Annotated in this window: 9 protein-coding genes; 3 read left to right on the forward strand and 6 right to left on the reverse strand. The window is 34.9% G+C overall.

What is annotated here, in order from left to right; genetic code table 11:
* Window positions 1-319: 319 nt before the first annotated feature.
* The gene (locus tag AC06G9_RS15170) at window positions 320-1,048 is read left to right on the forward strand and encodes an HAD family hydrolase (protein WP_094772455.1); all 729 of its coding nucleotides are present in this window, start codon (window positions 320-322) and stop codon (window positions 1,046-1,048) included.
* 368 nt (window positions 1,049-1,416) lie between these two features.
* Here AC06G9_RS15170 and AC06G9_RS15175 read toward each other — a convergent pair whose 3' ends face one another.
* From AC06G9_RS15175 to AC06G9_RS15185, 3 genes are all read right to left on the reverse strand, one after another.
* On the reverse strand, window positions 1,417-3,660 hold the full coding sequence (locus AC06G9_RS15175) for an alpha-L-fucosidase (protein WP_293927350.1): 2,244 nt from the start codon (window positions 3,658-3,660) through the stop codon (window positions 1,417-1,419).
* 94 nt (window positions 3,661-3,754) lie between these two features.
* Window positions 3,755-4,771: a zinc-binding alcohol dehydrogenase family protein gene (locus AC06G9_RS15180; protein WP_480956612.1), complete on the reverse strand. Its 1,017-nt coding sequence runs from the start codon at window positions 4,769-4,771 to the stop codon at window positions 3,755-3,757.
* Window positions 4,772-4,833: 62 nt separating this feature from the next.
* On the reverse strand, window positions 4,834-6,321 hold the full coding sequence (locus AC06G9_RS15185) for an alpha-L-fucosidase (protein WP_480956613.1): 1,488 nt from the start codon (window positions 6,319-6,321) through the stop codon (window positions 4,834-4,836).
* Between the two features lie 185 nt (window positions 6,322-6,506).
* On the opposite strand from AC06G9_RS15185, the gene AC06G9_RS15190 reads away from it, so the two are divergent.
* Window positions 6,507-7,385 carry an AraC family transcriptional regulator gene (locus tag AC06G9_RS15190; RefSeq protein ID WP_480956614.1) on the forward strand — a complete coding sequence of 293 codons (879 nt, stop codon included), beginning with the start codon at window positions 6,507-6,509 and terminating at the stop codon, window positions 7,383-7,385.
* A gap of 1,220 nt (window positions 7,386-8,605) precedes the next feature.
* Here AC06G9_RS15190 and AC06G9_RS15195 read toward each other — a convergent pair.
* The 3 genes from AC06G9_RS15195 to AC06G9_RS15205 all read right to left on the reverse strand — a co-directional run bounded on the left by AC06G9_RS15195 (window position 8,606) and on the right by AC06G9_RS15205 (window position 12,483).
* Window positions 8,606-9,292, reverse strand: a complete 687-nt coding sequence (locus AC06G9_RS15195) for a hypothetical protein (protein WP_480956615.1) — start codon at window positions 9,290-9,292, stop codon at window positions 8,606-8,608.
* A 399-nt stretch (window positions 9,293-9,691) separates the two neighbouring features.
* Window positions 9,692-11,104 carry a Gfo/Idh/MocA family oxidoreductase gene (locus AC06G9_RS15200; protein ID WP_094772451.1) on the reverse strand — a complete coding sequence of 471 codons (1,413 nt, stop codon included), beginning with the start codon at window positions 11,102-11,104 and terminating at the stop codon, window positions 9,692-9,694.
* Entirely contained in the window at window positions 11,104-12,483 is a 1,380-nt protein-coding gene (locus tag AC06G9_RS15205; RefSeq protein ID WP_094772450.1) for a 3-keto-disaccharide hydrolase, read from the reverse strand. Before AC06G9_RS15205 ends, AC06G9_RS15200 begins: the two co-directional genes overlap by 1 nt.
* Window positions 12,484-12,796: 313 nt before the next feature.
* On the opposite strand from AC06G9_RS15205, the gene AC06G9_RS15210 reads away from it, so the two are divergent.
* Window positions 12,797-14,137, forward strand: coding sequence for a cytochrome ubiquinol oxidase subunit I (locus AC06G9_RS15210; protein ID WP_094772449.1), 1,341 nt, complete (start codon window positions 12,797-12,799; stop codon window positions 14,135-14,137).

Below are 14,137 nucleotides of genomic sequence, written 5' to 3' on the forward strand. Positions count from 1 at the left end.
AAGGCAAAAATCAACTATTTAATATAAACTTAATATATATTAAATGTAGTATTTATAAACAATGTTTAGTATTGTAAAACTTTTTAAGTTATATTTACCATACTATCATGGCTATACAAGGAAATTTTTTTGTTTTTGAAAAACCTCATCAACTACTTCGGGCAGTATCAAGTAAGATACTCACTCTTGAAGATGGCGAAATACTGGTTAAAATAAATTATGCTACACTTTGTGGCAGTGATCTTCATACATTTTGTGGTTTTATGCTTCTTGCGCAATCATTATATCTTTTTAAAACCGCAAACATCTATTAATAAACATGAGTAAGGTAAAATTAGCCGTATTTGACATGGCGGGAACAACAGTTCAAGACCACAATGAAGTAGAAAAATGTTTCTTTGATGCCATTAAAGCAACAAACATAGACGTATCTCCGGAAAAAATAAATAGTATGATGGGCTGGTCAAAGATCTTAGTATTTGAAACGATCTGGAAAGAGGAAATTGGTATTGATCATCCCTCCTACCGTGATCAAGTAAATAAGTCTTATCAACTATTCTGTCATACCTTAGAAAATCATTATGAGTCTGTTGGAGCTAAGCCATACGATGGCGTACTGGACGTATTCGAGTTCTGTAGAAAGCAGGATATTAAAATAGCTTTGACAACAGGTTTCTACCGTAAAGTAACGGGCATCATTCTACAAAAACTAGGCTGGGATAAAGACTTAGACAAGAATTATCTTTGTATAGACAATACAGAATCTAATTGCATTAACTGTTCCATATCCAGCAGCGATGTGATGTATGGCAGACCAGCTCCAGATATGATCAAATTGGCGATGCAAAAGTTTAATATTTCAGACAGCAAATCTGTAATTAACTTAGGAGATACCCCTTCTGATCTACAATCTGCACACCATGCAAATGTACTTTATTCAGTAGGTTCTCTTTACGGCACGCACAAAGAAAATGAATTAATGGCTTATCCACATGACCTATTTATTAAAGAACCTAAAGCGTATATTGATATTATCAAACAGTTATAACAATCTCTATTAGGTTGTAAATGATAATGAAAAGAAATCATTTTTAAAAATCGGAGGGCTTGGCTTCTCCGATTTTTAAATTAAACCAATAATGAATAAAAGCCCTGTTGAACACCTTAAAGAAGTCGACATAAAAAACTTAATCATTCACTATAAAGATAGCTAATCTTTCAAAATTTGAAATTTACAGCAACTACATTCATTAATGACCAAACTAGGTTTGCGAGTTTTAAATCAAGGTAATTCAGTCCAGATATCACATCTACATCTTAAATTATACAGACAGATCAAATTTAAAAAACCAATAAATAACAGCTCGAGAATTGTTATTTATTGATTTTAAAAAAAATTAAGAACCGAACTCAAAGCTATTGCTCAATAAAATCCAGTTCAGCAATAGTAAGCAGTTTTCCTCCACCCGTTATTTCAGTGGATTCAACCTGAATGTACCTCGCTTGAATGTTTTTAGAAAATCGATGCGTTCGTTTTGTAGGGTCATTAATTAGATTTCCGAATTCAAATCGCTCGACCTCATTCCAATTTTTTCCATCATTACTGATTTTTAAAATACCCTTAGCCATCATACCACTTCCATGCTCTTTTTGTGGCGTATAACTAAATGCTGTTAAATTGTACTGCTGTCCAAGATCTATTGAAATATGCTGAGTGGCACCATCGTTATTAGACTGCCAATACGTTTTCGGATCTGCATCGAAAGCCATCTTTGCACTATGCTTAGGCTCTTCGCTAGTAAAATCTAAAATTTTTCCTAGTTTTTTCGCAATACCAATTGTTTCTTCAGCAACTGCTCCTATTCGTTTATCTGCACTGATGGCTACAGCTTTTATTTGACCGCCTTTTACATAGATCTGTTGTTTATATACCGGTGACTGTTCGGTAGGCTGACTACCATCTAATGTGTAATGTATTTGATAATTGGTATTTAGATTTTTAAGAATATCCTCTCCGTGAGGATTCCATCCAAATTCACTTTTCATAGGATCAATAGTAACCATACCATCTATACTGCGATTAAATACCAGTTGTGGAGGTCTTCCCGGAGCATAATGCGCCGACACCTCACTGATTATGGGAGTTGCCCGACTAGCCAGTACTCGAATGCGGAATTTATCTGCTGTTATTTCTGGAAAACGAAGAATACGTTTGTATCCTACATTAGTCGCCTGAGCGATCTCCTTCCATTTTCCACCAATCCAGGCATCTAAAGCATGCTTTTCTATACGCTCTCCATGCGTACTTACTGCTTCTTGAATCACAAAACGATTTATTTTTATAGCTTTTGGAGTTGTATAAATCAATTCCGGACTTTTATCGGATAGTACAGTAAAGGACTCCAGATTGCCATCTAATGTTTCTTTACTTCCTTTTGCTCCTCGCAAAAGATGACGACCATATGTTTCTTTAATACGACTTCCTACTTCATGTAAAACTTTTACATCTTCTGGTGAAAACTTTCCTTCCCTATTGGGTGGAATATTCAAAAGAAATATAGAATTACCGCCAACCGATCGTTCATAAATGTCAAAAACATCGTCTGTACTCCTCACTTTCTGATGTATATCATCTCTATAAAACCATCCTTCTCGAATGGAAGTATTGGTTTCTGCGGGTTGATAATGAAGAAATTTTCCTTTAAAAAGCTTTTCTCTGCTTGCCAAATCCTCATCCATCAAATCACTGAAATTTTGAAGTATTGCTGGATCTTCTTGATAAGGAATTACATTCCACTCGGTACTTCTAGTGTTTCCGGATTCATTTCCACACCATCTAATGCCTTCTTTTCCGAATACAACCGCTTCTGGAGCTAATTTTTTAATTAACTCGCGCCAGGCATTATAATTATATGTTTGGCCTCCTTTTCTCTTTGGATGTGCACCATCAAACCAAACTTCATGTACCGGACCATACTCCGTCAGTAATTCAAATAGCTGATTTAAGAAATATTCATTATAATCGTCCACTTTAAAATTAAACTTCGTTTTATTTTTAAATGGTCTTCCAGCTACTTCACGAGGGATGGTACGTTGCGTATACTCGCTTAAATTACCATAAAGTCCGTCGGGACTTTCAATCTGAAAAAGATCTGCAGGGGACAAGTAAATTCCCAGTTTTAATCCATATTTCTGACAAGAAGCGGTTAAGTCTTTCAGTACATCTCCTTGACCACCTCTAAATCCTGAAGACATAATTCCATGTTTTGTATATCTACTCTGCCAAAGCACAAAACCATCGTGATGCTTCACTGTAATAATCACTTTTTTCATTCCTGCAGCTTTCATAGCCTCACACCATTGATCGGTATCCAAAGTTTTAAGATCAAAAACTTGAGGATCCTCCATACCATTTCCCCATTCCATTTTCGTAAATGTATTAGGGCCAAAATGGATAAAAGCTATAAATTCATTTTTGAGAGCCTGATATTGATTTGCTGTAGGCACAACATGTACGGCTTTCCATATGATATCTTCCGGACGATCTGTACTCTTAACTTCATAGGTGCTTTTAACAGGTATTTTCTTATTATTCACTTGCGCATGACTATATACAGAGACAAGCCCTAACATAGCTGTCCATAGGATGGATTTATTCATAATTTTATTAATTTTTGGTTAACATAGATTTTTTGATTCTGAATACATGATTCTTTGACTCTAGAAATTCATAAAAATCGACACTTTTTATATTTTAAAAATCGATAACAGCTTTAATAAGATTTTCTTCGGGATTGTATAGATGATCAAATTTATCAATAAGATGATCAAATGGGATACGATGGGTAATAAATCCGTTCGTGTTGATAAGTCCTGCTTTCATCAGTTGAATCACTTTTTTAAAATCAACTGCACGAGCAGAACGGCTGGCTTTTAAAGTAATTTCTTTTCTGTGGAAATTAGGATCATCAAATGTAACATGTCCAACAAAAAGTCCGACAAAAATGATTGTACCACCATGGGCAATGAGATTAAATGAATTTTCCATCGAGTTTTTATTTCCCGTAGCATCGAATATTACAGTGGGAAGTTCGCCATTGAAAGATGTTTTGATATCTTTTTCCAAATCATCAGACAAGACTATGGTTGCCACATCAGGAAATTTATTTTTCACAAAATCTAATCTAAATTTTGAAAGATCTAAAACAGCGACTTTGACCCCCAATAAGCGCGCAATAGCAATAATACCTAAGCCAATGGGTCCGGCACCGATTACTAAAATAGTATCACCGTCTATAATATTAGCTCGATCGACTGCATGTGCTGCAACAGCAAACGGTTCAATTAGAGAAATTTGATCATCTTCAAGCCCATTGGCGAGGTGTACATTACTTGCTTTATACGTGATATATTCTTGCATAGCTCCATCCTCATGCACTCCCAGAACCGTTAGCGTAATGCCACAATTAGTTTTACCTCTATAGACCGCCTGATCATTCATAAGATTACGGTAGGGCTCCACAGTACACTTATCTCCTACAGTAAATTGGTTAACTTCATCTCCAGTAGCTACGATTTCAGCAGACACTTCGTGTCCCAAAATTCGGGGATACGTAAAAAACGGTTGTTTACCATTAAACGCGTGCAAATCTGTACCGCAAATGGATACTTTATTAATTTTCAATAGGACTTCATCGGGTTTCAATTCTGTCGGATTTTCCTTTTCCATATATTGAAACTTGCCAGGCTCTTGTAATATAATTGCTTTCATTTTTTCTTTTATAAAAATCATACATTAAACTAAAAATTGATGATCAATCATTGATCTTAAGATCAATTTCCAACTCCTATTTCGCTTATAATAGCTTCATCAATAGATTCCAAAATTTCAAATTTCACATAGCGTGCTTTCACTGAAAGAAAATCTAAAATCTTTAGATTGGTGTTTTTTTCCCACTTTCCTTCATTGATCTTTTTATAATTTTTACCATCTATGCTTGTTAGAATACGATATTTAGTCACCACTCCATTATACCCTAACCATCGTGCAGGGAGATAATAAAGCTTACTGATATCTTTGGAGATTCCAAGATCAAGAATAAGATAACGAGATGGATTTGGCTCAAATTTCCAATAGGTCTGGAATGCAGAAAATCCACCATTGTCTGGTATTTCATCGCTGCATCCATCAATCATAACGTCAGCATTAGTCTGTGTCAGTAATGCGGCAATAGGCGATCCTTCACTGGCTGGTGGTGACGGTTGAGTCACTGCTTTACCTGCAGAAGCGATGATCCCTGCTGGCAATATATAGTTATTGATCGTCTTAGGCTGAGTTGGCAGTGGTAATCGACTCATATTGGGTTTCCATCTTTTTCCTATTTCAGCCAAGCGATCAACCACCTCTTTATCAAAAAGACCGTTGCGATTAGGTGCTACATTGAGCATAAAATTGCAATACAATGGCTCGAGACGCTGTAACTTGTCAAGGGTATAGTCAAGACTTTTCACATTCTTAGGTGAGTCTGTATGCCAAAACCAACCATTTGTCATCGTTAGAGCCATCTGTGAAGCAAAGATATTATTTCCCGGAGGAAAGACTCCTTTGGGGCCTTCATAATAGATAAGATCCGTCTGAAAATTGCTATTTCCATTGTGTTCTGATACTAGGCAGTTGGGTTGCAATTTTTTTATATGGTCATAGATACGCTGATAAGAGATTCTACTGTGACCCATTTTCCAATTCCAACCATCAAAGATAATTTGTGGAATCTCTCCATAGTTTGTTAATAATTCCGTAAGTTGGTTGATGACAAATTCTTCTTCTTCCTGTCCTCCATTTTCTACACCATTATGCCGATCCCAAATGGAAAAATACAAACAGGGCTTAATACCACGACTACGAAATGCATCTACATATTCTCTAACAATATCTTTTTTATAGGGACTACTGGCTACATCGTAATCCGTATATTTCGAATCCCATAAACAAAAGCCATCGTGATGTTTTGTTGTCAGAATCGCATATTTCATTCCTGCTGCAAGACATGCATCAGCCCATTGATGGCAGTCAAGTTGGGTAGGATTAAATTTTTGCGGATCATGATCTGGAGATGCCCATTCTTCATCGGTAAATGTCCCCATATTAAAATGCAGCATCACACCAAATCGTAGATCAACAAAATCAGACTGTAAGGGATACAGATCACGCTTATCTTGTGCGTAAACGGCAGTCGAAAGTATGGGCAACACATATAACAAAAGACTAATTTTTCCAATTGCCCATATTGAGTAACGCTTACTTTTTATAATTGATTTCATTAATTTGATATTTTTATCATTAAGGATATATAGCTCGTGTATATAAATACTAAGGTAGCTGCTAAAAAAATTAAAAACCAATTGGCAATTCACCATTATATGCGTTATATTAGCATAATGAAAAATTTCACGTTAATATTCAGGCAATAGAACATTGCTTTTAAATATTTAAGTGATATCAAATTATGAAACCGATTCCTGCTAAAATATTAGAGGGTAAAGAAAATGATGTATTTGATACAAAAATTGTCACCTCACCTTATTTTTCTACCTTATTTCATTTTCATGAAGAATGTCAGATAAACTATGTCGTCGAGAGTGTAGGCACTAGAATGATCGGAGATAGTCTCGAGAGTTTTGGTCATGATGATCTTATTTTAGTGGGTTCTAATATTCCACATGTCTGGCACAACAGTAGGGAATATTTCATCTCTTCTAATCCTGAAAATAAGGCCAAGTCAATCACACTTTTTTTTCATCCCGATAAAATACTCGATATCTTTTCACAGTTTGGAAATGTCAAGACACTTGCTGATTTTTTTCAACTCAGTAAACGCTGTATGCGATTTAAGGGGGAAGCAAAACTACAAATCAAAAATCTTTTAATGGAATTAGCGGAGGAAGCAAACGTATTGCAGAGATTGACATTGCTCACAAAAATACTTCACGTATTGAGTCAAACTAAAGATTATGATTTACTTACCGGTGCGGGTTACACCAACACCTATCACTTAAAAGATAACGATCGGATGGATATCATTTTAAAGTATATTTTCAATAATTTTTCTAAAGAAATACTATTAGAAGATGTAGCAGATATGATCCATATGAATAAACAATCTTTTTGCCGATATTTCAAAAACAGAACACAAAAAACATTTGTTGAATTTGTGAATGAAGTTCGCATCGGTCATGCCTGTAAATTACTTAATCAGGAAGAGTATCGGGTGAGCAATTTAGCTTATGACTGCGGATTTAATAGTCTCTCTAATTTTAACAAGTTTTTTAAAAAAATTAAAGGCTCAACGCCTCGTGAATATCGTAATAAATTAATATTATCTTAGATAAAAGACTATAATCTGCTAAATTTAAAAACCATCTCGATCAAATTGAAAATTGGGTGTATAACAAAAATTAATAGATCGATTATAAACCCAGATTTACTTTTAATTGTTTTAGCACTTCTACATCCGAATCTTTTATCCGACCTGCACGATTAGCTCCTACGTTTAATATCAAAATATGATCTTGAGCCGTTGCTTTGTTATAAAGATCAGCGAGCTCAGCAACAGGGCGCGGCGTATGATCATCTGCATAATAAAACGATCTTTTCCCAAAAACTGCTGTCCCAAAACTACTGTTGTCTCGAATGGCATATAATATACCTGTCCCTGATTAATAAACAATTTTGGATCTGGATTTTTTGGAGAATTCACTCTGCAATCTGACTATTAAAAAACAATACACAACGATACGAATACGATCTGTACAGATTTATGCTTACAAATAATCATTGACTTGATCATAAAGTGAATGGGATATAAAACAACTTACTGCAACAATACTAACCTGATTTGACACTATATTACCTCAACTATTAAAAATAAATCCTACTATGAAGATATTCTACTTTTAACCAATACATTTTTATTTCTGATAGGTCTTTTGCGATATTACTAGGAGCAATAAAATCACTTTAAATGTATATTCTAAAAAGCATCGTTGTGTGTGGATTTTTTCTTTTGACACTTAACAGTTGTAAGCAACCAAATTCCAAAATCCAAGCCACAGCGGCTTAAACTGCAGGTACATTAATCGTAGATGGCAGTTATGTGACTTCTGAATATGATCAAAGAGCGGAGGGATTTGACTGGGTTGGTATTACTATTAAAAGCGAACAGGACAGCAGTATCACGATACAAGTCAGATCGCGTGCTGACAAGAAAAAACCAACTTGTACACTTGATAAAAATGTGACCTAAGTGAAAGAGGGAGTTTATCTAGCCTCACTTCAAGGAAAGAATGTGATATTTACTTTTAATGAGAACTCGTTAACGATTGCGCCAGAAAAACCAGAAGAATAATTCTTATAACTAATTAAATTATAAACTATAATTTTTTAATACGCTATGATATGGCTAACCATTACTATTCAATAAAACATCAATAAGAAAGGAGCTGTCCAAAAAAAATAGATAACTCCTTTCCTATACGTGTACTTGCCTATCCAAAATGGATAGCCTATTTCTCTAATTTCCTTTTCAATTTAAAGTCATTAGAGAACTTATTTGATATCAAATGTCAATTCTAAGATATTTTTGCCTTGGAATTTAGTGGCATATGCCTGATCAAGTAGATCTACACGTTCAATCTTTGCTTTAACATCCGGTTCTATTTTGCGTAAGATGTACGATAATTTCTTCGTATTTCCTTTATTTTCATTTCCTAATGTAAAGAAAGCCATCAAGCCTGTCATTTCATATTTACCATTAACCTTTGTTCCGTCTGCATAAATTGTATCACGTGGTTGAAAAATCGCTCCACCATTCGTTTCTGACTTTGCATTTGCGATCAATTTATCGCCGATTAGGAAAGCTTTATATTCATTTGCTGTAGTGAGATTCTTGACATAAGTATCTTGGATTTCGCCTCCATTTTCATCGTAAACTTTTAAGTCGACCTTATAGGCAATCTCAGTATTTAGATTAATAGCACTACTCGCTAGTGATTGACCTGAAGCATCAAAATTTATTTTGATCACAGCGCCTTCTTTTGCAGTAGCTACACCATGGAAATGGTCTCCGTGAGCGGCTCCTTTAGTTCCTTCAAGCTCAGTAAATTGTAAGGATGCTCTCACTTCCTTACCTACTATTGGAGTATCATCGTCTTTTTTACACGATACAATACCAACTAAAAGACCTAAGGATGTTAACACGAATACAGTAGTACGTTTGATAAATTTAATTTTCATGATTTGATTTTGATTTCAGTTTAATAATTCAACCATTAAATGTTATAGCATTTGCAACTATGTTGCAAATATAATAAAACAAGATTCAAATGCAACATAGTTGCTTAATTAAATTATAAATTTTAATCTCAACATATCATAATCATTTCTCAAATGAATTTAGACATAAGTTACTATTCAGCAATACATAAAATCATTTAATACTTTTTGCCCTATGTATAAAAGCATGACGAGATCCTAAATATAGATAAGAATATAAGTAATTTGATTTGTCAATCAATCCTCAATAGTCCTGAAGTAAAACCATTTTAAGAAGAAATAAGGAAAGAAAGAAAGAAAGAAAGAAAGAAAATTAGACCATCCTGCAACTACTTGCTGTTCTAGATGGTCTAATTTATTTTATACTCGATAAAATTGCTCCCATCCTTTTGCTGGTGGAGGACCATAGAGCAAAGCATTGGCAAAACGATCATTAGGAATTTCTTTTTTAACTGCATCGAAATCAAACTTAGCATTCAATCTTTGTGCAATGACGCCTAAGCAAAACACTTGGCTCAATGGACCTGCTACTTCAAAACTTGAGCGTGTTTTTTCTAGCCCTTTACAGGCGTTCAAGAAATTTGCAAAATGATTAGAGGGTGATTTCGGTATTTCTGGAAGAAGTTTTGCTACCTCACGAGCCCTCTCTTCTGGAATAATCTCTAAGATACTTGCATGCGAACCTCCTTTGAATATCAAATCTTTAGTATATATAATTTTCCCAGGGTTCAACTTCACAGTTTCTACTTTACCCGTACTAGGAGCTGGTATATTTGGATCCAAGCTAGAACCTCCATAACCTGATGGTATTTCTGGTAAATTGTCCAATCCATCATACCAATTGATATCAAGAGCTGGCATATGCTTTCTTTTGGAAAATTTGAATTTCAACGTGGATGATTTCGGAAAGAAATAAGAATTATGCTCCAAAAGTTTCACTGCTTCTACACGATGAGGTAAACCTAATTGTAAAAATTCATGTGCTGTGTCCAAGATATGTGCTCCCCAATCTCCCAAAGCTCCCATCCCAAAATCAAACCAACAACGCCACTGTCCGTTAACAAAGTCTTTATTATAATCATGACCTAAAGTTTGCATCTGCCACATATCCCAATCCAACGTCGAGGGAATGCGTTCTGGATATGGAAAACCTTTGATATTAGCATCCCAAGTATGCCAACGTCTTGCAAAATTCATATGTGCATCTATGCGTGTCACGTCTTTGATGATACCAGCTTCCTGCCAACTTTTGAATTGAAAATAGTTGGGTTCCGAATGTCCCTGATTGCCCATTTGAGTAACTACTTTATTAAATTTTTGAGCCTTTTGCATCATAAGCTCTGTTTCCCAAAATGTACTCGCCATCGGTTTTTCTACGTATACATGAATCCCCATGTCTATAGCCATCATGGTAATTGCAAAATGTGCAAAATCAGGAGTACCTATAGATACCGCATCAATTTGTCCACCCATTTTATCAAACATTTGCCTAAAATCTCGAAAGCGGGGTACGTTAGGAAACATCTTTAATATTTCCAAAGTATGTGGAGCTTCTAAATCAACATCACATAATGCTACAACATTACACAAACCTGTTTTGTAAAGTTCTTTGATCACTTCTGCTGCTCGATTTCCTATTCCTACACATGCCAAATTCAGTCTTTCATTTGCCGATGCTAATTTTACATTTCCAAGAGCTGCGTTTGACATCAATAATCCACCCCCTATAAAAGCTGTGTTACGTAAAAAATTTCTTCTTGATAATTGCTTCATTATTTCAATTCCTTAATTTTAATATTTCGAAAATGAACCTCATCACCATGATCTTGCAACAGAATATGTCCTTTTTCAGCCTCTCCAAAATTTGGCCAATCCTTATATTTACTCCCTGCTACAAGCTCTTTAAATTCTGGCGAACCTCGTCTATAAGTCAATACTTTTATACCATTCAAATAGTGTGTGACTTGATTGTCTGGTGTAACCATAATTCGTCCTCTATTCCATTCACCTATAGGTCGTGGTGCGCGCACATGTTTCAGCGAAGGAATTAAATCATATAAAGATGCCATGGTACGATTACCATTTTTACCCATTTTAGCATCTGGATGTTTTTCATCATCCAACAATTGGTATTCAAGTCCAATCGCCGATCCTTTCGTCTCCTCCTGCATCGTAACAAAATATTTCACACCGCTGTTCGCTCCTGGAGTTAGTTTAAATTCAAATGAAAGATCAAAAGCGCTATATTGTTTATCGGTTATTATATCCCTTCCATTAGTTGACTCTCCTCCATTAGCTTTTAAAACAGTTATTTCACCATCTTTAATTTCCCATCCTTTTTTTGGAAAATGATTTGCATCTATACTACGCCATCCTTTTGAATCTATACCATTAAACAATAAGTTGATGCCAGACTTCTTTTCTTGAGATGATACATTGTTTTTTTTGAGATTAACAACAAACATATCTTGAGGCAATTTGGTGAATGACAAGCCTGCTGTTTTAATTCTTATATTTTTAAAATACACTTTCTGACCAACCAAACGATCTGGTACGCTATGCACTTGCAATGCAATTATTCCTTTTCTATCAAGTGTATCAATTACAGTGGCGGTAGGAATATCATTTAACCATATACGGACTTCATCACCAATCGCTTCTATACGTACTTTATTAAATTGATTTGCTTTAAAAGCTTTTTGAGCAGATTCCTGCAAATCCAGCGGATAAAGCCAGTTTCGCCGACCTTCATCATATACTCCACCGGTCCATGCTCGCTCACTTGGATCAATATCCATCTGCTTACCAAAAACAAGACCTTGACCATTATTTCCCTGTGGATCATAATTACTTCTAAACTGAATCCCAGAATTAGTTTCTGTTCCTTCAATTCTAAATTCCAACTCTAAAATAAAGTCTTCATATTCCTTTTCTGTTGACAAAAATGAATTTGGCACTCCTTTGACCATTTCGCCTACAATCACACCATCTTCAATCGTATATTTTGCTTTTCCTCCAAGGATTTTCCATCCATTAAATGTTTTTCCATCAAAAATTGGTATGAAAGAGCTTTGTCTTTTCGTTTGTCCATAAGTTGAAGATGCAAAGAACAGCATACAACTACTCATTATCATTAAAAAATTCTTGTTCATATTTATTTATAATTTATTAAACATACTATTATCATACATGCACATGTTGACAAAGACATCTGCATGCTTATTATTTTGTATTTTAATTATAACCTGGAGATTTTTTTAGGTTTACACTCAAATCAATTTTAACCTGACTGATAGGTAAATATAAAATAAATATTTGAAATTATCCAATAATAATGCTTACTCATGAGACATTTTAACAACTAATATTCCCTTAAATTATACCATAAAAAAGAGCATTTTAACATGGAGTTTTAAGTAAAAAACAGTTATATTTAATTTATATTTCAACCTACAAAAATGTCGTATGGAAGACATGATACTTTACAATCGGTTACAGTTTGCTTTTACCATCACTTTTCACTACCTGTTTCCGCAATTGACGATGGGATTATCTTTAATGATTGTTTACTTCAAATGGAAATTTTTACGCACAAAAATTGATGACTACAATCATGCTGCAAAATTTTGGATGAAAATCTTTGCCTTGAATTTTACAATGGGAGTGGTTACAGGAATACCAATGGAATTTCAATTTGGTACAAATTGGGCCAAATTTTCTGAGTTGACGGGAGGTATTATCGGACAAACACTAGCCATGGAAGGTATGTTTTCCTTTTTTTTAGAATCTTCTTTTTTAGGAATGTTTCTATTTGGGGAAAAGCTTCTTGGTCATAAACTCCATTTTCTCTCTGGGTTGATGGTATTTATAGGATCTTGGGCAAGTGGTTTCCTTATTATCGCTACACACTCCTGGATGCAATATCCTGTGGGATATGAAATAGTAGAAAATGGGAAGTTTGTCTTAAATAACTTTACAGCTCTATTCAATAATCCTTGGCTCTGGCCATCATATTTACATAATCAAGCTGGCTCTCTGATCACCAGTTCATTCTTTGTTGCTGCAGTGGGAGCTTTTTACTTGCTGAGTAACAAGCATAGTCGATTTGGAAAAATATTCGTGAAGACTGGAGTTATTTTTGGAGTCATATCTTCTATTGTGGTTGCGTTCCCCACAGGTGATATGGCTGCAAAAAATGTAGTCAAATATCAACCTGTCACTTTTGCTGCCATGGAGGGCATTTTCAAAACGGAAAAAGGAGGTTCTGAAATTGTTCTTATCGGTCAGCCTGATATGCTAAATAAAAAATTAGATAACAAAATTGCTGTTCCAAATGTCCTTAGCTTTCTTACTTATCAACGCTGGGATGCTGAAATTAAGGGCTTAAATGAATTTGATGAATCTATACACCCTACAAATATTCCAGGATTATACTATGGCTACCACATCATGGCTGGTCTTGGAACCATATTTATTGCGATCATGTTAACAGCTACTTTTTTACTTTGGAAGAATAGACTATTTCAAACGAAATGGCTACTATGGATCCTCATGTTTATGATTCCATTTCCTTATATCGCCAATACTGCAGGTTGGTATACAGCTGAATTAGGAAGGCAACCATGGCTGGTATATAACCTGATGCGCATGGTAGATGGTGTATCACCTACCGTTTCTTCTGGAAATGCATTATTCACACTTTTAGGATTCGTAGGACTTTATATACTACTGGGATTATTGTTTTTAATGCTGGTATTAAAAATCATCAGAAAAGGTCCTGAATCCCAAATTGCTTTAAATAATTAG

The organism is Sphingobacterium sp. MAE, assembly GCF_056711605.1.

Coding starts and splice junctions, on each gene's coding strand:
- AC06G9_RS15170 (WP_094772455.1), top strand. CDS start 320: ATGAGTAAGGTAAAATTAGCCGTATTTGACATGGCGGGAACAACAGTT.
- AC06G9_RS15175 (WP_293927350.1), bottom strand. CDS start 3,660: ATGAATAAATCCATCCTATGGACAGCTATGTTAGGGCTTGTCTCTGTA.
- AC06G9_RS15180 (WP_480956612.1), bottom strand. CDS start 4,771: ATGAAAGCAATTATATTACAAGAGCCTGGCAAGTTTCAATATATGGAA.
- AC06G9_RS15185 (WP_480956613.1), bottom strand. CDS start 6,321: ATGAAATCAATTATAAAAAGTAAGCGTTACTCAATATGGGCAATTGGA.
- AC06G9_RS15190 (WP_480956614.1), top strand. CDS start 6,507: ATGAAACCGATTCCTGCTAAAATATTAGAGGGTAAAGAAAATGATGTA.
- AC06G9_RS15195 (WP_480956615.1), bottom strand. CDS start 9,292: ATGAAAATTAAATTTATCAAACGTACTACTGTATTCGTGTTAACATCC.
- AC06G9_RS15200 (WP_094772451.1), bottom strand. CDS start 11,104: ATGAAGCAATTATCAAGAAGAAATTTTTTACGTAACACAGCTTTTATA.
- AC06G9_RS15205 (WP_094772450.1), bottom strand. CDS start 12,483: ATGAACAAGAATTTTTTAATGATAATGAGTAGTTGTATGCTGTTCTTT.
- AC06G9_RS15210 (WP_094772449.1), top strand. CDS start 12,797: ATGGAAGACATGATACTTTACAATCGGTTACAGTTTGCTTTTACCATC.